Source organism: Actinoplanes sichuanensis (genome assembly GCF_033097365.1).
Classification (GTDB): Bacteria; Actinomycetota; Actinomycetes; order Mycobacteriales; family Micromonosporaceae; genus Actinoplanes; species Actinoplanes sichuanensis.
Genome location: NZ_AP028461.1, coordinates 5197044 through 5220563, shown reverse-complemented (window position 1 = coordinate 5220563; position 23520 = coordinate 5197044). Strand labels below are relative to the sequence as shown.

Annotated in this window: 17 protein-coding genes; 10 read left to right on the top strand and 7 right to left on the bottom strand. The window is 71.3% G+C overall.

From position 1 onward, the window contains the following. Positions 1 to 19: 19 nt before the first annotated feature. From Q0Z83_RS24015 to Q0Z83_RS24005, 3 genes are read right to left on the bottom strand one after another with little or no spacing between them, the layout of a single operon-like run. Complete coding sequence (locus Q0Z83_RS24015) at positions 20 to 2641, bottom strand: alpha-L-rhamnosidase (RefSeq protein ID WP_317796231.1); 2622 nt, start codon at positions 2639 to 2641, stop codon at positions 20 to 22. After that, the gene (locus Q0Z83_RS24010; protein ID WP_317796230.1) at positions 2638 to 3459 is read right to left on the bottom strand and encodes a carbohydrate ABC transporter permease; all 822 of its coding nucleotides are present in this window, start codon (positions 3457 to 3459) and stop codon (positions 2638 to 2640) included. The genes Q0Z83_RS24015 and Q0Z83_RS24010 overlap by 4 nt, the downstream gene beginning before the upstream one ends. Continuing rightward, positions 3456 to 4349: a carbohydrate ABC transporter permease gene (locus Q0Z83_RS24005; RefSeq protein ID WP_317796229.1), complete on the bottom strand. Its 894-nt coding sequence runs from the start codon at positions 4347 to 4349 to the stop codon at positions 3456 to 3458. The genes Q0Z83_RS24010 and Q0Z83_RS24005 overlap by 4 nt, the downstream gene beginning before the upstream one ends. Before the next feature lie 270 nt (positions 4350 to 4619). Here Q0Z83_RS24005 and Q0Z83_RS24000 point away from each other — a divergent pair, with 270 nt between their 5' ends. From Q0Z83_RS24000 to Q0Z83_RS23980, 5 genes are all read left to right on the top strand, one after another. Next, positions 4620 to 5657: a LacI family DNA-binding transcriptional regulator gene (locus Q0Z83_RS24000; protein WP_317796228.1), complete on the top strand. Its 1038-nt coding sequence runs from the start codon at positions 4620 to 4622 to the stop codon at positions 5655 to 5657. Between the two features lie 40 nt (positions 5658 to 5697). Next, positions 5698 to 6726, top strand: coding sequence for a LacI family DNA-binding transcriptional regulator (locus Q0Z83_RS23995; RefSeq protein WP_317796227.1), 1029 nt, complete (start codon positions 5698 to 5700; stop codon positions 6724 to 6726). A gap of 148 nt (positions 6727 to 6874) precedes the next feature. Next, on the top strand, positions 6875 to 6967 hold the full coding sequence (locus tag Q0Z83_RS23990; RefSeq protein ID WP_317796226.1) for a hypothetical protein: 93 nt from the start codon (positions 6875 to 6877) through the stop codon (positions 6965 to 6967). Between the two features lie 373 nt (positions 6968 to 7340). Continuing rightward, the gene (locus Q0Z83_RS23985) at positions 7341 to 9584 is read left to right on the top strand and encodes a right-handed parallel beta-helix repeat-containing protein (protein ID WP_317796225.1); all 2244 of its coding nucleotides are present in this window, start codon (positions 7341 to 7343) and stop codon (positions 9582 to 9584) included. Between the two features lie 85 nt (positions 9585 to 9669). Next, positions 9670 to 10422, top strand: coding sequence for a hypothetical protein (locus Q0Z83_RS23980; protein ID WP_317796224.1), 753 nt, complete (start codon positions 9670 to 9672; stop codon positions 10420 to 10422). Positions 10423 to 10425: 3 nt separating this feature from the next. Here Q0Z83_RS23980 and Q0Z83_RS23975 read toward each other — a convergent pair whose 3' ends face one another. Then, positions 10426 to 11457: a TolB family protein gene (locus Q0Z83_RS23975; protein ID WP_317796223.1), complete on the bottom strand. Its 1032-nt coding sequence runs from the start codon at positions 11455 to 11457 to the stop codon at positions 10426 to 10428. Positions 11458 to 11599: 142 nt separating this feature from the next. Between Q0Z83_RS23975 and Q0Z83_RS23970 the strand changes: the two genes are divergently transcribed. After that, positions 11600 to 12688, top strand: coding sequence for a metallophosphoesterase family protein (locus Q0Z83_RS23970; protein ID WP_317796222.1), 1089 nt, complete (start codon positions 11600 to 11602; stop codon positions 12686 to 12688). Continuing rightward, complete coding sequence (locus tag Q0Z83_RS23965; RefSeq protein ID WP_317796221.1) at positions 12679 to 16680, top strand: hypothetical protein; 4002 nt, start codon at positions 12679 to 12681, stop codon at positions 16678 to 16680. The genes Q0Z83_RS23970 and Q0Z83_RS23965 overlap by 10 nt, the downstream gene beginning before the upstream one ends. A 4-nt stretch (positions 16681 to 16684) precedes the next feature. On the opposite strand, the gene Q0Z83_RS23960 is transcribed toward Q0Z83_RS23965, so the two are convergent. Next, on the bottom strand, positions 16685 to 17701 hold the full coding sequence (locus Q0Z83_RS23960) for a hypothetical protein (protein ID WP_317796220.1): 1017 nt from the start codon (positions 17699 to 17701) through the stop codon (positions 16685 to 16687). Between the two features lie 235 nt (positions 17702 to 17936). Here Q0Z83_RS23960 and Q0Z83_RS23955 point away from each other — a divergent pair, with 235 nt between their 5' ends. After that, entirely contained in the window at positions 17937 to 18422 is a 486-nt protein-coding gene (locus Q0Z83_RS23955; RefSeq protein ID WP_317796219.1) for a GNAT family N-acetyltransferase, read from the top strand. 109 nt (positions 18423 to 18531) lie between these two features. Here Q0Z83_RS23955 and Q0Z83_RS23950 read toward each other — a convergent pair whose 3' ends face one another. Beyond that, positions 18532 to 19095 (bottom strand): hypothetical protein, encoded by a 564-nt coding sequence (locus Q0Z83_RS23950; RefSeq protein WP_317796218.1) that lies wholly within the window; start codon positions 19093 to 19095, stop codon positions 18532 to 18534. A 129-nt stretch (positions 19096 to 19224) separates the two neighbouring features. Between Q0Z83_RS23950 and Q0Z83_RS23945 the strand changes: the two genes are divergently transcribed. After that, the gene (locus tag Q0Z83_RS23945; protein WP_317796217.1) at positions 19225 to 20130 is read left to right on the top strand and encodes a CHAP domain-containing protein; all 906 of its coding nucleotides are present in this window, start codon (positions 19225 to 19227) and stop codon (positions 20128 to 20130) included. A gap of 1309 nt (positions 20131 to 21439) precedes the next feature. On the opposite strand, the gene Q0Z83_RS23940 is transcribed toward Q0Z83_RS23945, so the two are convergent. After that, positions 21440 to 22105, bottom strand: a complete 666-nt coding sequence (locus Q0Z83_RS23940; RefSeq protein WP_317796216.1) for a tetratricopeptide repeat protein — start codon at positions 22103 to 22105, stop codon at positions 21440 to 21442. A gap of 216 nt (positions 22106 to 22321) precedes the next feature. On the opposite strand from Q0Z83_RS23940, the gene Q0Z83_RS23935 reads away from it, so the two are divergent. After that, positions 22322 to 23512: an MFS transporter gene (locus Q0Z83_RS23935; protein ID WP_317796215.1), complete on the top strand. Its 1191-nt coding sequence runs from the start codon at positions 22322 to 22324 to the stop codon at positions 23510 to 23512. Positions 23513 to 23520 lie beyond the last annotated feature (8 nt).

The window sequence follows — 23520 nt, the reverse complement described above, 5'->3', positions numbered from 1 at the left end:
CTCCTACGTTGGAGACGAGTCAGAGGGGGGTGGTGAAGGTGTATCGGCCGGACGTCAGCCGCAGGGTGAGCCCGGCGGAGGACGGTTCGGCCCGCTGAACCCCGGGCGTTCCGGCAGCGTGCACACCGCCGGGGTCGCTGGTGGGGAGCAGAAGGACGGCGGTGCTTCCCGGCGGGATCGTGGCGGTCACGGTCAGCCGGTCGTCTTCTCTGCGCCAACCGCACTCGACCAGGCCGCGGGCGGTTTCCTGGGCGGCGCGGGCCCAGGTCAGGCGGCCGGTCGGATCAGGGGTGGGGCGCAGCAGCAGCTCGGAGTAGGCGACCGAGGTGGGCGTCTGGTCGATGCCGGCGACCCGGCCGTAGAGCCAGTCGCCGACGCTGCCCAGGCTGTAGTGGTTGAAGGAGTTCATGGCCGCGGACTGGAAGCCGCCGTGTTCGGTCCAGCCGTCCCAGCGCTCCCAGACGGTGGTGGCGCCGTGCCGGATCGAGTAGCCCCACGACGGGTATTCGTCCTGGTGCAGCAGTGCATAGGCGAGATCGGCGCGACCGTGTTCGGCGAGCACCGGGCACAGCAGCGACACGCCGACGAATCCGGTGGTCAACCGGTTGCCGCGGCTTTCGATGTCGGCGGCCAGGCGATCAACGGCCGGGGGTACGAGGTCCGGCGGCAGAAGTCGGAAGGCGAGCGCCAGCAGGTACGCCGTCTGGGTGCCGCCCTTCACGCTGCCGTCGTCACCGACGAACGCGTCGATGAACGCGTCCCGGATCGCCGTGTGCAGCTGCCGGTACCGTGTCGACGGGCGGCCCAGCACGTCGGCGGCGTCGGCGACGATCCGGGCGCTGTGCGCGAAGTAGGCGGTGGCCAGCACGTCACGGGGGGTCTCGGCGTCGATCTGGAGCCAGTCGCCGTAGGAGTTGCCGGTGCGGTGTTCCCACAGCAGGTCGGGGTTGTGCCGGTGGATGTGCTCGACCCAGGCGGCCATGGCGTCGAAGCTGCGTTCCAGCACCCGGCGGTCGCCGTAGGTGCGCCACAGCAGCCACGGGATGATGACACCGGCGTCGCCCCAGGCCGGTGCGCCCTCCCGGTCGAGGACGATGATCGGGGCGATGTCGCGGAAGGCGCCGTCGTCGTCCTGGCCGTCGACGACGTCGCGCATCCAGCGGGCTAAGAACGCCGACACGTCGGCGTTGCGGGTGGCGGTCGGCGCGAACACCTGCGCGTCGGCGAGCCAGCCGAGGCGCTCGTCGCGCTGCGGGCAGTCGGTGGGAACCGCGATGAAGTTGCCGCGCTGTCCCCAGCCGATGTTGGCGTGCAACCGGTTGACGGTCGGGTCGGAGGACTCGAACCGGCCGGTCCACGGGGTGTCGGAGTGCAGGACCCGGGCGGTCACATCGTCCGGGTGCGGCCGGTGGCCGTCGACTTCGGCGTACCGGAAGCCGTGGAAGGTGAATCGTGGCTCGAAGACCTCGATCGGCAGGCCGGCACAGATGTAGGTGTCGGTGGCGGCGGCCCGGCGCAGGTTGTCGAGGTACAGCGATCCGTCGGGGTTGAGGACCTCGGCGTGACGCAGGGTGATCCGCTGTCCGGCTTCCGCGTCGCGGATGGTCAACCGGACTCGACCGACCAGGTTCTGCCCGAAGTCGAAGACGCCGTTCTCGAACGTGATCGCGGGCACCTCGGCGGTGACCCGGATCGGCTCGTCCGGCTCGGCGACCAGCGGGCCGGGCTCGGTGTCCAGGACCGCGACCGGGCGCGGGGCGGACAGTTCGCGGCGGCCGTCGGTGAACTGGCCCATCAACAGGTCGGCCGAGCGGATCGGGCCGTCATGCTCGGTCCAGTCGCCGCCGGTGGCGACGACCTGCCGGGAACCGTCGGCGAAGTCCAGTACGAGCTGGGCGAGCAAGCCGGGGGCGTCGCCGTAGTGACGGGCCGGGCGGCGGGGGTCGAAGCCGACGTAGCCGCTCCACCAGCCGTCGGCGACGGTCGCGGCGATCGTGTTCTCGCCCGCGTGCAGCTGCCCGGTGACGTCATGGGTCTGGTACTGGATCCGGTGGTGGTACTCGGTCCAGCCGGGCGCCAGCTCGTGGTCGCCGACGCGTTCGCCGTTGAGCTGTGCCTCGTAGACGCCGCGGGCGGTGACGTAGAGCCGGGCGCGGATCGGTCGGTCCGCTACCGCGAAGGCGTGCCGCAGGTGCAGTGCTGCTTCGGTCGGGCCGGGCGAGGTCAGGTCGTCGTCGGTCGGTGGGTCCACCAGCGGCAGCCGGCGGGGGTCGCGGCCGATCCATGCGGCTGTCCAGTCCTCGCGGTGCAGCAGGCCGGTCTCGAACCAGGTCTGTGCGGTGCCGGCGGGTGATCCGGTCTCGTCGAACACCTCGACGCGCCAGTGGTACCGGGTGGCCGAACGAAGGGCCGGCCCGTCCCAGTCGATCAGCAGGGTCTCGTCGCTCGTCCGGCGGCCGCTGTCCCAGATGAGCCGGGCCGGGTCGTCGAGGTCGTCGGCGCGTTCCGCGGCGACGATCCGGTAGGCGCTCTGTGCCGCGCCGTGCCGGTCGGCGCGCAGTCTCCAGGACAGGCGGGGGCTCGTTTCGCCCAGGCCGAGGGGTTCGGTGCGTTGTTCGGTCTGCAAGCCGTAGGGGGTCATCCCTTCAGCCCTCCCGCGAATCCGTTGATGATGCTGCGCTGCAGAGACAGGTAGACGGCGAGGACCGGCACGATGCTGATCAGCAGGGCGGCGAAGATGAGGTTCCAGTCGGAGACGAACTGGCCGACGAATCCGGCGACCGCGACGGGCATGGTCTGCTGGTCGCTGCCGGACAGGTAGAGCAGTGGGGTGAAGAAGTCGTTCCACACGCTGACGGTGTTGAGGACCAGTGCGGTGACGGTGATCGGTTTGAGCATCGGCAGGATCACGTAGCGGAACGCGGTCAGCGGTCCGCAGCCGTCGATGGTCGCGGCCTCCTCGAAGTCGCGGGGCAGCGCCCGCAGGAAGCCGACGTAGAGGAACGTGGTGAACGGGACCTGCAGGCCGGCGTAGAACAGCACCAGCGACCAGACCGAGCCGAGTAGACCCAGGTCGCGGATCGTCTGGTAGAGCGGCAGCGCGGCGAGCTGGAACGGCAGGATCAGGCCGAGCATGATCAGCAGGAACGTGCCCCGGGACCAGTGCGCGGTCGACCGGGCCAGTGGATAGGCGGCCAACGACGACACGGTCAGGACGATCAGCACGCTCACCGCGGTGACCAGCACGCTGTTGATCAGGGCGCCGCCGAGGCCGCCCTCGCGCCACGCGTCGGTGAAGTTGGCCAGAGTCGGGCTCTGGGTGAGCGCGATCGGCGAGGAGGTGTCGCTCGGCGCTCGGAAGGCGAGGTTGACCAGCACGTAGACCGGGAACGCGAAGACGATGGCAACGGCGATCATCAGCATCTCGAGGGCGAACGTCTTCGTCGTGTAGCGGTTCATGAGGCCGCCTTCTCGTTGCGGTTCAGGACCGTGTACTGGCCGGCGGAGATGACCGCGACGATGGCGGTGAGCACGACGGCCAGCGCGATGCTGTAGCCGAACTCGCCGAGGGTGAACGCGTCCTTGTAGATCAGGGTGGAGATGGTGTCGGTGGCGTGCCCCGGACCGCCCCCGGTCAGCGCGTACACCTGGTCGAACAGCTTGATCCCGCCGATGATCGACAGCATCAGGTTGATCGTGACGGCGGGCGCGAGCAGCGGCCGGACGATCGACCAGAACCGGCGGACCGGTCCGCTGCCGTCGATCGCGGCGGCCTCGTAGATCTCCTTGGGGATCGACTGAAGACCCGCAACGAAGATGACCATGGAGTAGCCGGCGAACTGCCAGACCACCACCAGGACGATCATCCACAACGCCAGGTCCGGATCGCCGAGCCAGTTCCGGCCCTCGACACCGAACACCCCGAGCAGGCTGTTGACCGCACCGTCGGGGCCCAGCAGGTTGCGCCACAGGTACGCGGTGACGATCGGCGTGACCACGGCCGGCGCGAACAGCAGCACCCGCAGGAGGTTGCGGCTCTTGATCGCGGTGTTGACGCCGAGCGCCAAAAGCAGGCCCAGGCCGTTCTGCAGCACGGTGATCGCGACCGCGATCAGCAGGGTGTGCCAGATGGCCTGCAACGCGTCCGGGTCGTCGGCCATGGCGGTGAAGTTGTCCAGGCCGATGAACGCGAAGTCGGGGTCGAGGCCGTCCCAGTCGGTGAAGGCGTAGTAGACGCCTCGGGCGCTGGGGACGAGCACCACGAAGGCGAACAGCAGCAGCGCCGGGAGGGTGAACCACCAGGGTGGCGCGGCAGATGTCCGGCGGCGCGGTTGGAGATCGGTTGTCACGGGAAACCCACCTTGCTGAATCGTTTCATAGACAGGTGGAACGGCCGCGGCGTCAGCGCCGTGGCGAGGCGGCCGGGGCGGCGCCGGAGTGATGTGGGCAACGTTTTCCAAATGTTTCGCCGACCTTACGAGCGCGTGCCGAACAGCGTCAAGGGTTTGGTGGCCAGCAATATCGGCTCGTACTGGAGCTGCTCCACCCGTCGGCAACCGCTTCCCTGAGAAGCTGATCATCTCTATGGTGGGTAACGTTTCACTAAGCAGGGAGAGTTCATGCACCATCAACCGGCCACCGTCCGGAGGGTGACGATCGTGGACGTGGCCCGGCACGCTGGTGTGTCGACGACCGCGGTGTCCAAGGTGCTGCGCAACGCGTACGGGACCAGCTCGCAGATGCGCAGCCGGGTGAACGCCGCCGTCGACGAGCTCGGCTATCGGCCCTCGGCCGCCGCACGGGCCCTCCGCGGCCGGACATGGACCCTCGGCGTGATGCTGCCCGACGTCCGGAACCCGTTCTTCGCCGACATCCTCGACGGCGTCGCCGAACACCTCGACGGCACCGAGTACCAGCTGTTCATGACGTCCGGCTGCGACGACGTGACGAGCGAGGCGCGGGTCACCGAAGCCATGATCGACCGCAGCATGGACGGCCTGATCCTGATCGCCCCGGTCTCCCGCCCGGCACACCTGGAACGCGTCGGGCGTACCGTGCCGACAGTCGTGATCGGCCGGCACAGTCGCTCGACGGGATTCGACACCGTCAACGACGACGACTTCGCCGGTGCCGGGCTGATGGTGGCGCACCTCGCCGGGCTGGGACACCGCCGCATCGCCCACATCGAGCACCGCGAGACCGACCCGGTCCGGCTCGCCGAGATGCCCAACGCGCTGCGCGCCGACGGCTACCGCCACGCCATGCTCTCGCATGGCCTCGGGGAGCACATCGACATCGTCTCGACCGGTTACACCCGCGACGGCGGCTATCACGGTGCCCGGATCCTGCTCGATCGCCCGGTACCGCCCACCGCGATCTTCGCGGGCGCCGACGTGGTCGCGTTGGGTGTCCTCGACGCGCTCACCGAGGCCGGTCTGTCGGTGCCCGGTGACATCTCGGTCAGCGGGTACGACGACATCACGCTGGCCGGTTTCCGGCCGATCTCGCTGACGACCGTGGACCAGGGCGGCCACCGGATCGGCACGACGGCGATCCGGCTGCTGCTGGACCGCATCACCGATCCCGGCCGTCCGGCAGCGCGGGTGAAACTCGCCCCCACCCCGGTCGTCCGGGCCACGACCGGTCCGCCACGCTGATCAGTACGCTTTGCGGAACCCCGACCACGAAGGAGACCTGGTGGACAAGCCGACGCCCCGTCGCATCACCATCGTCGACGTCGCGCGGCACGCCAGCGTGTCCACCACAGCCGTCTCCAAGGTGCTGCGCAACGCGTACGGCGCCAGCCCGGCCATGCGGGAGAAGGTGCAGCAGGCCATCGACGAGCTGGGCTACCGGCCGTCCGCCGCCGCCCGGGGACTGCGCGGGCAGACGTACACCATCGGCGTGATGCTTCCCGAGCTGCGCAACCTGTTCTTCGCCGACATTCTCGACGGCATCACCACCCAGCTCGGCGACACCGACTACCAGGTCCTGCTCGCACCCGGCTGCAACGGCGAGAAGGCCGAGGCCAAGGTCATCGACGCGATGATCGACCGCAGCATGGACGGCCTCGTCCTGATCGCCCCGGTCTCCGCCAAGAAGCGCCTCAACGAGGTCGCCGCCGCCGTACCGACCGTGGTCGTCGGCCGGCACGGCTCCTCACCCGCGTACGACAGCGTCACCGACGACGACATCGCCGGCGCCGCCCTGGTCGTCGACCACCTGGTCGGCCTCGGCCACCGGCGGATCGCGCACATCGAACACCACGAGACCGATCGGGTGCGGCTCGCCGAGATGCCGAACGCCCAGCGCGCCCACGGCTACCGGCAGGCGATGATCGCCCACGGGCTGGAAGCCGAGATCGACATCGCGTCGACCAGTTACACCCAGGCGGGCGGCTACCTGGGCGCGCAACAGCTGCTCGCCCGCCCGGTGCGGCCCACCGCCGTCTTCGCCGGCGCCGACGTGGTGGCGCTCGGCGCCCTCGAGGCGATCGCCGAGGCCGGACTGTCGGTGCCCGGCGACATCTCGGTGGCCGGCTACGACAACAGTGCGCTCGCCGCGTTCGGGCCGATCTCGCTGACCAGCGTCGACCAGGACGGCCGCCAGATGGGCGCCAACGCCGCCCGTCTGCTGGTCGAGCGGATCGGCCGACGGGACCGCCGCACCGCCCAGGTGAAGCTGACCCCGACCCTGGTCGTACGGCGTACCACTGCGGCGGTCTGACCCGGCGGAAGGCACTGCGTGGACATCAGGATCGAGAACCGGCGGACCGTACGGCCCGATACCCGTACGCGTCTACACGCCGTCGAGAGAGACCAGGACCGGACTCGTCTGGGCGCATAGCGGCGCCTTCTTCGGCGGTGACCTCGACATGCCGGAGAGCGACTGGGCCGCCCGGCAGTTCGCCGAACGCGGCATCGCGGTCGTGGCCGTGGACTATCGCCTGGCGCCGGTCCTGGACTGACCACCGGCAGCGCCGGACGGCAGGGTTTCCACTATCCGGTCGCCTCCGAGGAGGTCGGCGTCGCCTTCGCCTGGGCGTGCTCGCGACCCGCGGCGCGGCGCTGGGCGATCGGCGGGGCCAGCGCCGGGGGTGCTCTGACCGCCGGCGCCACCTTGCGATTACGCGACGACGGCACCCGTCACGGCCACCTCAACGAGCCGGACAACCCGGCCGCGGTCCGCGGCATCGAGCGCATGGCGGGGTGGCTGTCGTCGGTCGCGGCCTGACGTGGTCCTGCGCTCCGCTTGAGCCGGGCTTGAGGCGGCGGGCCGATGCTTCGGTCATGCCGTCGTCATTCGCCAGACCCGTGCGCCGGGCCGTTGGAGCAGGACTGTTGTCACTGGTCACGGTTCCGATGCTGGCCGCACCGGCACGGTCCGGGGAGGAGCCGCCGAGCGGTTACTCGCTCGCCGCCACGGTCAGCCCGGCACCGCTGACCGCCGGCCAGTGTGCGGCCGACCCGAACTGTGTGGTCGCCCCGGCCCCGGTCGCCGACAGCAGGGTCAACCACACCGCGCTGACCGACACCATCGAGGCGGCCCGGGTCCGGACCGGTCTCGGTGCCGACGGTTCCATCGGGTCCGGCCCGGTGCCGGTGACGGTGTTCCTGCCGGCCGGGGAATGGCTGATCAACCGGGGTCTGCGGCTTCCGCCGTACGTCAGCCTGCGCGGTGCCGGCATCACCGCGACCGTGCTGCGGATGGATCCGTCGATTCCGGCGAACTGGCTGTACAGCAGCATCATCCGGCACAACGACGTCACCTCGCCGGGCAGCACCCAGCTGATCTCCGACCTCACCGTCAACGGCAACTGCCGGACCGGGGCGGGCGCCGCGGTGCCGACGGCCCTGCCGGCCCGACCCGGGCAGGACTGCGACTTCCGGCGCCTGCCGGGCGCCACCACCAACATGGGCGGCGGCGTCAGCGCCGGCGACGGCTGGACGGTCCGGCAGGTCCGGGTCACCAACGTCGAATACTTCAAGATCTGGGTGTACGACGCCGAGAACGTCCGCCTGGTCGACAACCGGTTCGACAACTGGGGTGGCGCGGAGTCCGGCGACGAGGACAACATCGGCGGCGGCCAGAACGAGAACCTGATCATCGAACACAACCAGTTCGACCGGACGATCCGTGGCAACGGCGTCGACCTCACCAACGCGCTGCGGCCGACCATCCGCAACAACTCGATCTTCACCGACCGGGCGGTGGCGGCCGCCCGGTCGGTGAGCGACTACGGGACCATCTACCTCGAGGGTGTGCCGGAGGCGTCGGTCACCGGCAACGTGCTGCACGGCGCGCACGTCGTGCTCCAGTCGAACAGCGGCTACGAGCACGTCGGCGCGAACCGGGACATCACCAATCCGCGGGGATCGGTGGTCTCCGGCAACCGTATCGTCGACTCGTTCGACGCGGGCGTCACCATCACCTACGGCGACTACAGCGGTCAGAGCCACATCGTGCGGCCCGGCGGTGGCAACGTCGTGCAGGGCAACACGATCGTGCGGCCGGCCGAATCCGGGGTGATCGTCACCGGGCGGGCGGACCGGCTCAAGACCGCGCCCGACACGATCACCGGCAACCTGATCGAGAACGCGGGTACGGGCGGATCGTACGAGTACAACACCGGTGCCGGAACGTTCGAGACCAGCGGCATCGCGGTCGGTATCGGCGACGGCGACCGGATCTACGGCAACACCGTCGTCGACCGGATCGACGAGAAGCACCGCACCCCGACCACCTGGTTCGGTGTCCAACTGGGCGGTCGGTCGGCGCCCAGCACGGTCCGCAACACCGTGCTGACCGGCCCGAACGGCGCGGCCAACGTGGCCATCGGCGTGCTCGGCCACCTCAACCGCGGCCTGGCCGTCCCGGTCGCACCGGGCAGCCCGGCGGCGGCCCCCGGCGCCGTCACCTGGGCCGAGAGCGACCCGCAGGCCGGTGTCCCGATCGCCGGCTACCGGGTGTTCCGAGACGGGCGGGCGGTCGCCGACCTGCGTACCGGCAGCGCCGTGGTCCCCGGCAACCTGATGCCCGCCGCCGACTTCGCGGCGTTCACCCCGGTCAGCGGCGCCACCGTCGCGCGGTACACCGGTGCGGGCGCCGTCGGCACCTCGTCGCTGGCGCTGACCGCCACCACCGCCGGAACCGTCGCCGCCGCCGGCCGGCCGGTCGCGGTCGTCGCCGGCCGTAACTACACCGCGGTCGCGTCGTATCAGGTGCTGACCGGGCGCGGCCGGCGGGCCCGCACCGGCGTCGAGTTCTACAACTCGAAGATGGTGCTGGTCGCCCGGCTGGCCACCGCCAACATCGGCTCGGTGGAGACCCGCGGCAACTGGATCACCAGCTCGTACACGGCTGTCGCGCCACCCGGGGCGGCCTACGCCAAGGTGTACGTGTCGGTCGACGACACGCTCAAGGGCGACGTGCACCTGGTCGACCGGATCGGTCTGGTGAGCGGCACCCGCACCGAGCAGTTCGCCGACCCGGGCGCACCGGCCGGCACCACCTATCACGTGGTGGCGTATCACCAGAACGGCGACTTCGGCGCGATCACGGAGGTCCGGACGGTGAAACCGTGACGGATCCAGAACCGCGCTTGACCAGGCCTTGAGATTCGGCCGTCAGATTAGTCGGGTCAACACGGAACAACACGGGGTAGTGATCATGAAGTTCTGGCGTCATACCGCAATGCTGGGCCTCGCCGTCGCCGGTGGCCTGCTCGCCGTGCCGCACGCGGCGTCGGCGGCCACCGTCTCCGCCGCCGAGGTGCCCACCACGCCGATGGGTGTGCAGCAGGTCCGGTCCACGGTCAACGCGGCCCAGACCGACGTCTACTGGAAGCCGGCCGCCCACGCCACCCGCTACCGGGTCAAGGTCACCGACGGCAGCACCGTCACCAACTACCTGGTGCAGGCGACCGCGGCGCAGGTCGACGGCCGGTACAAGCTGACCGTCGCCACCGCCGACAAGTGCGCCACCTACCGGATCACGGTCCGGGCCGAGGACAGCATCGGCCAGGGCGCGTCGGTGACCGTCACCGAGAAGACCCTCGCACCGACGATCGTCACCAAGGCCCGCGCCTACCGGGCCGCCGACCGCACCCGGGCCACCTTCGAGATGGCCGCACCGCAGTGGAAGGGATACCTCGGCGGGCCGACCGGCGGCGCCCAGTCGGACAACCTGAAGGCCCCGACCATCGGCGTCACCCTCAACCTGCAGCTCGTCCGGATCATCGACAAGAAGGTCATCACGACCACCACCGCCACCCAGACCGGCTGGACCAACGCCAAGTTCTCGAAGATCTTCACCGGCCTCGACCCGAAGCGCGCCTACTACCTGAAGGTCACCACCGCCAACGGCTGGGGCACCTGCACCCGCCAGGACGGCAAGATCAAACTCAACGCGGTTCCCAGCTGACGATCACCGTACGACGGCGGGCGACCAGGCGTTCTCGATGAACAGCCGGGGCGACCCGCCGCCGTCGGCGTCAGCGGCCCACACGTCGGACCGCCGGTTGCCGACCGGGCCGGTCTGCAGCCCGTACAGGACGTGCTCGTCATCGAGCCACTCCGCCTGGTCGTCGACGCTGCGGGTCTCCGACAGCACGGTCTCGCGCCCGGTACGCAGGTCGAGCACCGCCAGTCGCCACTGCCCGTCGGGCAGGTCACCGTGCTTCTTGTAGGCGACCCGGGTGGCGTCCGGGGACAACGACGGACACTCCACATCCGGATGCAGAGCGGTCAGGGTACGCGCCGACAGGCTGCCCCGGACCAGCCACGTCCGGCCGGCCGAAGCCGCGGTGGCGTAGAACGTGTCGCCGTCCGGGGCGAAGGTGACACCCCAGAAGTTGCGATCGCTGCGCTTGTTGACCCGCCCGTCGACGCGGAACTCGAAGTCCTCCAGCTCCACCCGGCCGGCCCCGGTCACGTCGCTGATGGTGGTCCGGGTGGAGAACCGGCCCGGCTCGTTGTACGAGTCACCGAAGACGAACGCCGTGGTCGCCACGTGTGCCGAGTCGCGGGCCAGCCGGGTCCGGCTGGACAGGCCGGGAAAACTGTCCAGGTCACGCTCGCCGACCCAGGCCCGGTCGAGCAGGCTGACCCGGTAGGTGCGGCTGACCGCGGTGGCCGTGGCGGCCAGGCAGACGGTGCGGGCGCGGGTCGCGTACACCCGGTCGCAGACCGCCGGGGTGATCGCCCGGGCCCCGCCCGGCGCGTCCAGCGTGACCAGGGCGACGTGCCCCGCACCCGGCCCGGCGGCGGTGTTACGGAACACCACGTGCGGCTTCGTGGCGACGGCCGCCGGGTCGCCGCCGGTGTCGCCGACCGCGCCCGTGGCGGCGTCGATCCGGTCGCCGTACGCGTCGGCGACATACCCGACCGACCCGGCCAGGGTGATCGCGGTGAACGCCACGAAGGCCAGCATCCGCACGCGGCCCGAGCTGATCGTCATGCGTACCGACTCTGCCGGTCCGCGGGTGTGCCCGGGTCACCCGCGAGTTGCCGGGCAGGAGTTCCGGCGGCGCCGGGCACGGCAACCCGTTTGCACCCGTACCCGTGCCCGGCCGGCCACCGGCACCGCTGATCGTGCTGGGGTGGGTTTCGAACTGAGCCGGCGGCGCCGGCGTCATACCGGTCTGATCGCCGGGCTGCTGGCCGCCGTACTCCTGCCGACCGCCGGTTATGCCGCGCTGAGTGGGGACTCCGACCCCAAGACCGGCCCGACCCGCACCGCCGTGCCACAGGTCGCCGCCGACGCCGACGGGGAACTCATCGCCGCCGTCGGTGACATCGCGTGCGCGCCCACCAACCTGGTCTACCGGGGTGGCGAGGGCAGTCCGGCCGGCTGCCGGGAGAACAAGGTCGCCGACCTGCTCGCCGGTCAGCGCCTGGCCGCCTTCCTGCCACTCGGCGACCTGCAGTACGAGAAGGGCAAGGCCGAGGAGTTCGCCAACGTGTACGACCAGTTCTTCGGCCCGTACAAGGCGATCAGCCGGCCGGTCCCGGGCAACCACGAGTACCAGACCGCCGAGGCCGCCGGCTACTACGGCTACTTCGGCAAACAGGCCGAGCAGGAGAACACGTACGGCGTTCCCGGCGCCTACAGCTACGACATCGGCAGCTGGCACATGATCGCGGTCAACTCGAACCTGTGCAGCCCACAGAACCGCTGTGACAAGGGCAGCAAGATGATGACCTGGCTGAAGGACGACATGGCCGCCCACCCCAACAAGTGCACGCTCGCCTACTGGCACCACCCGCTGTGGTCGGCCGGCCACCACGGCGACTACGCGCCGCTGACCCCGGTCTGGAACGCCCTGCTCGACGGGGGCGTCGACGTCGTCCTGGTCAGCCACGACCACAACTACCAGCGGTTCGAGCCGCTCGGCAAGGCCACCGCGAACAGCGACACGGCGATGGCGCCGCCGGTGGTCGTCCCGGAGGACAAGGGCATCCGCCAGTTCATCGTCGGCACCGGCGGCGCGAACAACTACGACGTCGCCGACGAGCACGAGCGGCCCGACCTGGCCGGGCGGATCGCGGCCAAGTACGCCGGCACCTCGATCGCCCTGTTCGGCATGCTGTTCATGCGTCTGGCCGAGGGAAGCTACACCTGGGAGTTCGTCCAGGCCCAGCCCGCCCCGATCGACTTCCAGGACGCGGGTACCGGAACATGCCACTGATCCGTGCCGGGTACCGGCGCCCCGCCGCGTACCTGCTGATCCTGATCCTGGCCGCCGTCTTCGGGGTGGCCGCGCAGGCTCTGGCCGCGGCCGGCATCGCGCCGCCGACCAACTTCACCGCGGTCGCCGGCGACGGACGGGTCACCCTGACCTGGACCCGGGCCGCCGGGTCGGCGGGCGTCGACATCATCCGCAACGGGGCCGTCTTCGCCAAGCAGGTGCCCGGCGGCAAGTGGACCACCGAGGTGGTCCGCAACGGCGCCACCTACAAGTTCGCGCTGCGCAGCGTCGACGCCAAGGGCAACCGCTCGACCAAGAGCGCCACCAAGACGGTCACCCCGCAGGCGCCGCCGCCGGCTCTCAACGGCGTCGCCGTCCGCAACCAGAACGGGCAGGTCACGCTGACCTGGCAGCAGCCGAAGAACACCATCGCGGCGACCGTCCAGGCCCGCGTCGACGGCGTCCCGGCGGGCAGCGCCAAGGCCTCCGCGACGACGCTCACCGTCGGCAATCTGGTCAACGACAAGTCGTACCTGATCAGCCTGGCCGCGGTGAACCGCAACGGAAGCGCCGGCAAGGCGGTCCAGGTCACCGCCATCCCCACCGAGGAGGACCAGCGGTCCCCGTTCGGGCTCGTGGCCACCGCGGGGGCCGGCCGGGTCGACCTGAGCTGGCAGCCGGTGCCCGGCGCGCAGCGCTACCACGTCTACCGCAACGGCGAGATGATCTCGACGGTCGCCGCACCCACGGTCAAGGCGACCGACACCGGGCTGACCGACAACGTCACCTACAAGTACCAGGTACGGGTCATGGTCTCCGGGCAGCTGTCCGGGCCGTCGCCGATCAAGGTCGCCACCCCGATGGCGATCCCGGCCGCGCCCGGCCCGGTCACCGCCCAGCCGCGCGACGGCGCCGTGCTGCTGAGCTGGCCCGAGCCGGAGGACCCGGTCGCCGTCTACGAGGTGTACCGCAACAACGCCAAGGTCGCCGAGGTGCCGGGCACCATGCTCAGCCACACCGACACCGGACTGGTCAACAAGAAGGCGTACCAGTACCAGCTGCTGCCGTACAACGCGAACAAGGCCGCCGGACCGCGCAGCGCCGTGGTCACCGCCGTGCCCGGCCCCGCCCCCGGCGCCCCGGCCGCGCCCTCGGCCACCGCCGGGGACAGCAAGGTCACCCTCTCCTGGCCGACCGGCGGCACCGGCCGCTGGGTCCTGCTGCGCGACGGCTCGGCGCTGGGCGGGGTGCTCACCGGCACCGGCTTCGTCGACACGTCCGCGGTCAACGACATCACCTACCGGTACGCGCTGGTGGTGGTCGGCGCCGACCAGCAGTGGTCCACCCCGTCTGCGGCCGTGGCGGCCACCCCGCGGGCCATCCCGCCGAACCCGCCGACCGGCCTGCGTGCCGTCGCCGGAAACACCGAGGTGACCCTGACCTGGGACATGCCGCTGCCCGCGGCGGCCCGCTACCGGGTGTACCGCGACGGCACCCGGGTCGCCGAGGTGCCCTCGTCGCCCGCTCGCGACGGTGCCCTCGACAACGACACCACCTACGAGTACTGGGTGACCGCCCTGGACGCGCGTGGTGTCGAGTCGGCGCCGTCGGCGCGGGTCCCGGCCCGGCCCACCCCGCCCGCCGAGGACGCACCCACGGTCACCGCGATCGGACAGCACGAGGCGGCCCAGCTGACCTTCACCGCCCCGAAGGGCCGAACGGCGGCCCAGTGGCGGGTGCTGCGCGACGGTGTGGAGATCACCCGCACCACCCAGTCGGCGAACACCGACCGGCAGCTCACCGACGGGCGGGCGTACCGGTACCAGGTGCAGAGCGTGTACGACGACGGCAGCCTCTCGCCGCTGTCGGTGGTCGCGGTCGCGGCACCCCGTGCCCCCTGGCAGTCGGTGTCGGTCGGCAGCGCGTTCGCCTGTGGTGTCCACCAGTCCGGTACCGCCCGCTGTTGGGGCGCCAACGAGAGCCGGCAACTCGGCGACCTGTCCACGGTCAACTCCACCGCGGCGCCGGTCATCGTCACCGGACCGACCGGGGTCACCCAGGTCGCGGCCGGCACCCGGCAGGCCTGCGCGGTCACCGACCGTGGCGCGCTGTGGTGCTGGGGCGCGGTGCTCGGCGGGAAGCCCGACCAGACCACCCGTCCGGTCCCGGTGGCCGGGCTGACCGGGGTCACCGCGGTCGACACCGACGGCGGTACGGCCTGCGCGGTCGCCGGTGGTGCGGTCTGGTGCCTCGGCGACGGCAGCCGCGGGCAGCTCGGTGGAGCGGCGTCCAGCGCCGGCCCGGTCAAGATCAGTCTGCCGGAGACCGCCACGGCGGTCACGGTCGGCGGCGGGCACGCGTGTGCGCTGCTCACCGGCGCGACGATCGCCTGCTGGGGCACCTACGGGACGTCGGCGCCCCGTACCCCCGCGAAGGTCCCGGGTTTGACCGGCATCTCGGCGGTCTCCGCCGGAACCGATCACACCTGCGTCCTGACCGGCATCGCGGTGTCCTGTTTCGGCGCCAACGACGTCGGCCAGCTCGGCCGCACCGTCGCCCCGACCGGCGACCCCGCCCCGGTGAACGTGCCGGCCGCCGTCGCGGTCAGCGCCGGAAACCGGTACACCTGCGTCACGCTGCTCTCCGGGCAGGCCAGGTGCTTCGGCGCGGGCCGGGCCGGGCAGCTCGGCGACGGCGCCGGGCTGGACTGGGCGGTGCCGATGACGGTTCTCAACCTGGACACCGCCACCAGCGTCGCCGCCGCCGGTGGCACCGGCGCCACCAGCTGCGCGCTCACCCGCGACGGGTCACTGTGGTGCTTCGGCGCCAACGGGTCCGGGCAGCTCGGAACCGGTGCGGACAGCCGCTCGTCGCGACCCAGCGAACCCATCGCCGGGCTCGGCGGCACCACCCGGATCGCGCTCGGCACCGACGCCGGCTGTGTCATCCGGGACACCGCGGTGTGGTGCTGGGGCGACAACCGGTTCGGCGCCGCCGGGGGAGTGCCGGGTGTGCCGGTCGCGCACCCGGCCAAGATCCCACTGCCGGACGGGGTCAAGCCGCGCACCGTCGCGGTCGGTACCGGGACCAGCTGCGTGCTGTCCGAGGCCGCCGAGGTCTACTGCTGGGGGGCCAACGCGTCCGGGCAGGCCGGGCAGCCCGCGGCGGCCACCGTCACGCCGGCCCTGGTGCCGATCAAGGGTGCCGGTGAGATCGCCGTCGGTGATCAGGTGACCTGCGTGCGGCGGGCCAACGGGAGCCTGTGGTGTTTCGGGCGGGCCGACCTGCTCGGTGCCGGGCTCACCGACCGGGCCCCGCACCCGGAACCGGTCCAGGTGGTCGACGGGACCGGGCAGCCGCTCGTCGCGATCTCGCAGGTGGCGGTCGGGCCGGGGCACGTGTGCGCCGCCGAGCGGTACCTCGAGTCGGCGCCCACGTCCGGCGGATTGTGGTGCTTCGGCGCCAACAGCGACGGCCAGCTCGGCATGGCCGGTCCGGCGTCGCCGGTCGCCCGGAAGGTCCCCGATCTGTACGGGGTGATCGCGCTCGGCGTCGGCCGCGCCCACACCTGCGCCGTCGCTCTGCTCCCGACCCGGGCGCTGTGGTGCTTCGGCGCCAACGAATCCGGACAACTCGGACTCGGTGACCTGAAGGGACGCACCACACCCACCGTGGTCGAGGACGTCAAGGCCTCCCGGCTCGCCGTGGCCGGAGACCTGACCTGCGTGAAGAGCCCCAACCCGCAGGGGTGGTGCTTCGGCGTGGGCGCGGGCGGGCAGACCGGCAACGGCCTGTTGCGGGCCGGGGAGCCACTGGCCCAGGTGCTCTACGACCAGACCGGGATCATGCTCGTCGCGCACCTGGCCACCAACGGGACGACCAGTTGCGCGGCCCGCATCGACGGGGCCGTGAGCTGTTGGGGCGCCCGGACCCTGACGTCGTTCGGCGAGGGGCCGGTGCTCGGCTATCCCAACGAGCACGTGGTCGACTGACGGTTCACCGCACCTGCGTCGTGAAGGCCGCCACGTGCACCCGGCCGGCCAGCTGGAACTCGGCGAACAGCCGGTACCGGCCGGGTCCCGGCGGGGTCCAGCGGAAGCGGGCCGCGCCGACTTCCGCGTGGGTGTGCAGGTAGGCGACGTCGCCCTCGCTGAACGCGATCAGGTGGGCGGCGGCGCCCAGATACGGTTCGAGTTTCGCCGGGCTGCCGTCCCGGGCGGTGACCTGGATCGTCAGTTCGCTCTCACGACCGGCTGTGGGGGCGCCGTCCAGGCGTACCGCCAGACCGTCGGTCTCCACCCGCGTAGCCGGCGGCGGAAGGGGGACCGGGACCATCCGACCGCCGGCGACCGTCAGGTCGACGCCCAGCGACACCGGCAGCGGTTGGCCGCCGACGATCGCGGTGAAGTCGGCTATCGCGCGGTAGGTTCCCGGCTTCGGCAGGGTCAGGTCGACGCTCCAGGTGCCGTCCGGGGCCATCGTCGGGTGCAGGTGCTGGAAGCCGGTCAGATCACGCCGGATCACGACCAGGTGCAGTGGCCGCTCATGCACCGTCGGGTAGCTGGTGACCGGCGCCCCACCGGCCGCGACGACCCGAAACCGGAACGCCTGCCGCCGGTCGGCCTCGAACGCCGTCGTCCCGGAGTCGAGGCTGAGCCCGCCGGCACTGCGCGCAAGCCCGGCAGTATCGCCGCCGCCGGAGGCGGTTCCGTGCTGATGAGTCGGCGCGCCGGTCACGTAGAACACCGAATCCGGGGTCGGCGCCGCCCGCGCGGTGGACGCCGCCGTTCCGGCCGCTCCCGCCTGTTCTGCCGCTCCCGCCCCTGCCGCCTGTTCCGCCGGCTCCGCCCGGGGGATGGGCGAGTCGACGAACCGGCCGCCGACGAAACCGACGACGAGGGCGATACCGAGCGCGGCCCCGGTCCGGAACCCGGACCAGCCACCCGGCCCCTCCTCCTCGACCGAAGCCGGCCCGGTCGCGTCCGGCACGTCCTCGGAGTCGCTGTCGGGCATCGGCACACCCCGGAGGTTCGGCGATCGCTTACCTCCCCAGAGTGGTCGACGTCCCGGCGCCGCCGCCGCCGATTCCAGGTTTCGCGGCGGGCCGGCCCGCCCGTTCCGTCGTCGACTTTCGGGTTTCGCGGTGAGTCGGCCTCACCGCTCTGTCGTCTCGTCCCCGTTTCCCCGGTGTGGCGGCCCGATCGAAACTCGAGCGCTTCCCTCGAACGGTGATGGCATGATCCGGCGCGTGACGAAGACGCACATCTACGTGGCCGAGCCGGGACTGCATCTGGCCGAGGCGGCCGCCATCTGGGCCCGGGCCACGGCGGCGCGTGACAACGACCCCGAGGTCGCGCCGTTGAGTCTCGCTCTCCCCCTGATCGAGCGGGTGATCGAGAGCTCTCCCCGGGCACGACTGTTGATCGCCGAGGCGGATGGTCGGATCGTCGGCTTCGCGGCGGTCGAACCCATGCCCGCCGACGAGTCGACCGCCCACATCCGCTACCTCGGCGTGGACCCCGAGAATTGGGGGAGCGGCGTCGGCCGCCACCTGACCACAGAACTCCCGACCCTGCTCACCACGATCGGCTACACCCACGGCGAGCTGGAGGTCTACCTCGACAATCCGCGGGCGGTCGAACTCTACGAGGCCCTCGGCTGGCTCCCGCACGGCGACGCCGCCCCTCACCCCCGCAGCGGGCGCCTCGAACAGCGTTACCGCCTCACCTTCTGAAACCACCTCCCGGGCTGGATCGAGGGCTCAGCTGCTTGCCCGGGGAGAGGTCGAACGGTCGGACCCGGACCGAGGTCGAACGGTCGGACCCGGGCCGAGGGCGTTCGCGTCAAGGCACGGTGGCCAGTTGATCGGCCACGTGTTTTCGGAGCGCCGGGTCGACCTGGCGATCGCGCATGGCCCTCAGCAGCAGCGAGTGCTCCCCGCCGTACCGTCGAATGTGGGTCAGAAGGGGTTTGAATCTGTCGGGGCGGTTGCGGACCAGCTCGGTGACCAGGCGCAACTCCAGGCTGACGACCGGGACCCGGCGTGGGCCGAGCTCGACGAGGTCGTAGTGCGCCCATGGACCCGGGCCGGCGCACTCGAGGGTGTCGGTGTCGGCCGGCCACTCGACGGTGCTGATCTCCAGGGCGATGCCGTCGACGGTGAACGCGGCGAAATACTGACGGGCCTCGGGCAGCCAGGTCGGCGCGACGCGGCAGGGCAGGTCGGTCAGCGCCGCCGCGATCGTGTCCACATCGCTGCGTCGCCTCATCAGGACGTCGACGTCGCCGACCGACAGGGGCACCCCGCGGGCGACCGCCGACGCCGTCCCGACCAGCCGGAACTCGGTGTGTGCGGGAACGCGGTCGAGGAACGGAACGAGCACGGACTGCAGACGCCTCCGGTTCATGCCCACATCCTGCCGCCCGGGTATGACACTTTCCCGCACCCCGGCTGCACCAGCGCTCCCACCAGTAACCGTCGGCCCACGCCGACAGGAAGGGGGACGAACACACGTCGCAATCCTGAAGGAGACCGCATGTCGAAGCGCCAGTTGACCCGTTCGCTCGTGGTGGCGGGCGTCGCGGTGGGTGCAGCCCTCGGCCTCGCCGTTCCCGCGCAGGCCGCGGGCGCGACCGGCTACCACGTGACGGGCACCGGCTCGAAAATAGTCAACGACCCCCGCGTCGCCGGCCCGGTCACCGTGGGCACGCTCACCCGCGGCACCGCGATCACCATCGACTGTGGCATCCGCGTCCGCCGGGGCGGCCGCGACGTCGTCTGGCACCACATCACCGCGCCGGTCAGCGGCTACCTCCCGGCCTGGCAGACCGACGTCCCCCGTCCCGACCGATTCCTGCGCGGCGAGCCGACCTGCGGCACCACGGTGACCCCCGCGCCGCCGGTCACGAAGCCCCCGGTCACGACCCCGCCGGTGTCAACGCCCCCGCCGGTCTCACCGCCGCCGGTCACGACCCCGCCGGTGTCAACGCCGCCGGTTTCGACCCCGCCCGTCTCGACGCCGCCCGCCACGACCCCACCGACCACCACGCCGACGACGCCCGCGCCGTCCACCCCGAGTGCGCCTCGCGGCGCGACGATCAACTACAACCAGGGGTACGGCGGGTCGTGCGCCTACTACGCCTTGGACCGCTTCCACCAGCTGACCGGCGTGTACCCGAAGGCGTTCGGTGACGCCAAGTACCTCGCGGCCAGCGCGGCGTCCAACGGGTGGTCGGTCGGATCCACGCCGCGGGTCGACAGCATCGTCATCTTCCAGGGCGGGCAGAACGGCGCGGGGATGGAGGGCGGGCACGCCGCCTGGGTCGAGAAGGTCTCCGGCAACCAGATCTACGTGGCCGAGATGAACTTCCCGAACGCGTGGACCGTCACGAACCGCTGGCTGACCCCGGTCGCCGGAGTGCAGTACATCTACGCCTCCTGATCAGACGGTCGCGGCCCGGAACCGGCACGAGAGAGAAGCCGGATCCGGGCCGCGACCGTGTTTCACCGGGTGCGGATCACCGGGTCGACACGGTCAGCCCGGTCCGGGTCCCGCCGCCACCGCTGTTCCCCGGCCCCCACTGGCCGCCACCGCTGGTCCCGGGCCGGCCGTTGCTTCCCGGTCCCCACTGGCCGCCACCAGTGGAGCCGGGCCGGCCAACGCCACCCGGGCCCGGTTGTCCCGACCAACCCGAACCGGGTCGGACGCCGCCGCCCGGCTGTCCCGCATTACCCGACGGCGACGGCGACGGCTTCGGCTGAGTAGCGTTGCCGGACGGCGAGGGCGACGGTTTCGGTTGAGTCGCGTTGCCGGACGGCGACGGGCTGGGATGAGTCGCATTGCCGGAGGGCGACGGCTTCACCCCGCCCCCGCCCGGCTGGCCCCCGCCCGGCTGGCCCCCGCCCGGCTGGCCCCCGCCCGGCTGGCCCCAGCCCGGCTGGCCCCCGCCCGGCTGGCCCCCGCCCGGCTGGCCCCCGCCCGGCTGGCCCCAGCCACCGTGGCCAGGCACGCCCGGCCCGGGGGCGGAATGACCGCGACCGGGATATCCGGGCGTGGTTTCATAGTTCGGCCAGAGCGGCTGCGGATGACCGGGCCGCACCGGACCGGGATACGCCGGCCGATTCGGATACCGCCGGAGCCGCGGGTCGTATCGCAGTCGGCCGTGTCCCGGCACGACCAGCAGCGCCCACGTGCTGCCACCCGGCCCGAGAAGAGCGTAGCCACAGACGTAGTCGTTCCAGCGACGGAATTTCGCGCCACTCAGCCCGGTGGCCTCGCACATTCGCCACGAGGGGAAATAGCCGACCGCGTATCCCCCGAACGGATCGCGCGGGGAGTGCCCCCAACCATGTCCGGGATGGGCCTGAACCGGACCCGTCGCGACGCTGAGCGCCGCGAACAGCCCCAGGCCGGCGGTGACGATCATGCGCGACAGTGTCTTCATCCGTGTCCCTCCAAGCGCTTTCGGTGAGTGGTACGGCGACAGCGAACACGCACCTCACCGCACCCCGCAAACGCGAAGGACAGTTGTCAACCGCAAGGCCGACGACCTGCCCGGTAGGTAACCACGAATTTCGTTCCGACAGCCCACCGAAAAGTATGAGACGCCTCGTAGAATCGTTTTCTGCCCACCACATCCGGCATGCGGATATCAATTCCGACGAGGTCGGTAGACAAACCGATCCGCGACGATCATTCACTTAGCCGTCGGTAATCCGAAAGCATGTCACCGATTGTCATATCCGTCGGTTCATGCACCCGCCTGGATCCCCGCCCGGACCTCCTCGATCTGCCGCACGACGGCATGGGCGCCGGCCGACCGGGCGATGACGAGAGCCTCGTCGAGGATCGGGTCCGCGGGCCGCCCCTGAGCGGTGGCGATGACGGCCAGCCCGATCATGTTGGCCGCCACACCCGGGAGCACTCCGGCCGCCCGCCACCGCCGCGACGACTCCTCCAAGCGCTCACGTGCCTCGTCGAGCCGGCCGGCGCCGTGCGCGGCGATGCCGAGATGGCGCAGCGCCTCGGCCTGGGTCGCCTTGTCGTCGGCCCGTGTCGCCAGCTGGAGGGATCGCTCCAGCAGCGGCACCGCGACGTCGTCGTCGCGCCGGACCACCTGGTGCAGGCACCCCATCCAGAACAGTGCTTCACCTTCGCCGCGTACATCGCCCAGTTCCCGGTACGTCGTGGCCGCACGCTCGAAGAGTGCCAGTTCGGCCGGGTCCTCGACGGGTGTGGCCCGGTCGGCGCGCGCGCTCAGGAACCGCGCGTGCAGCAACCGGCCCCGGGCCAGTGCGATGTCGGCCTCCATCGCGTCCAGTCCTCGTTCGGCCCCGTCCAGTCCGCCGGTGTCACCGGCGAAGACGGCCTGCTCGTACGTCGTCCCTGCTTGTTGGATCCGTTCGTCGATCCGCATGGCAACCCCCGCTCGTATGGACCAGTGCCGCAGCGTAGCCAGGGATCGAGGGTGCGTGGTGCGGAGATGATCGGGTCACCCGGCCGCTCTTTCTGCCGTGACCATGCAAGTTTCTTGACATTCGCAGCATCTCGGCAGCTCAGGGGTATTGAAGAGGGTTGCGCTCTCGGCGAGGATACGGACCGTCGACTGAACGATGAGGACGGACGGGGCGGCATGGCGACAACCCGGCAGGTGATGGCGCCTGCCCAGACCGGCAATCGGGTGATGCTCGGTCTCGCTGTGTCCGGGTACCTGCTGACCTCCTGGGCGTGGACTCTGCTCGGGCCGCTGGCGCCGATGTTGCGGGACGCGCTCGGGCTCTCGCCGATGCGGCAGGCGCTGGTGGTGGCGGTTCCGGTGGTGGTCGGCGCGCTCGCGCGGGTGCCGGCGGGGGCGCTCACCGATCGGCTGGGCGGGCGCCGCGTACAACTGCTGATCCTCGGTTCGACGGTTCTGGCCCTGCTGGAGTTGGCGCTGATCGGGCATCGCTCGTTCGGCGGGCTGCTGGTCGGCGGGGTGCTGCTGGGGGCGGCGGGCGCCATGTTCGCGGCGAGTGTGGCGTTCGTCGGCGGCTGGTTTCCGCCCGGTCGGCGGGGGCTGGCGTTCGGGGTGCTCGGGCTGGGGCTGTGCGGCGGGGCGCTGGGTGGGGCGAGTGGGGTGCGGCTGGCCTCGGCGTACGGTCTGGCGGCGCCGTTCCTGGTCACGGCGGTGGCGGTCGGCCTTTTCGGGCTGATCGCGCTCACTCTCCTGAGGGACCCACCGAGCCGTTCTGCTGATCAGGTTCGGCCACGGCCAAGGGAAGCGCTGCGGCTGCCGATCACTCGGCAGGCGGTCGCCTGGTACACGGTCAACTTCGCGGTGTTCGTGACGTTCACGTCGTTCCTGCCGGTGTACCTGGTCAACGCGTACGGGATGGCGGCCGACCGTACCGGCGATGTGATGGCCGTGTTCATGCTGGTCGCGGTGCTGATGCGGCCGGTCGGCGGCTGGCTCGCGGACCGGTGGACGCCGGCGCGGCCGCTGGTCGCGGCATTGACCCTGGTGGCGTTGGGTACCGCGGTGCAGGCGACCACACCGCCGCTGCCGGTGTTGCTGATCGGTACTCTGCCGGCGCTGGCACTCGGGGTGGGTGTGGCCAGCACCGCGGTGTTGGCGCAGATCGGCCGGGTCGCGCCGCCGGACATGGTCGGGCTGGTCACCGGCTTGGCCAGTGCGGCCGGTGGGTTGGCCGGGTTCGCCTGCCCGTTGCTGATGGCGTACGCGTACCAACTGTTCGGTGATTACGGGCCGGCTCTGGGCGGGCTGGCCGCCGGTGCCGCCGCGGCTGTGATTCATGTCGCGATCAAAGTCGGACACAGCCGATGAGCGTCCGG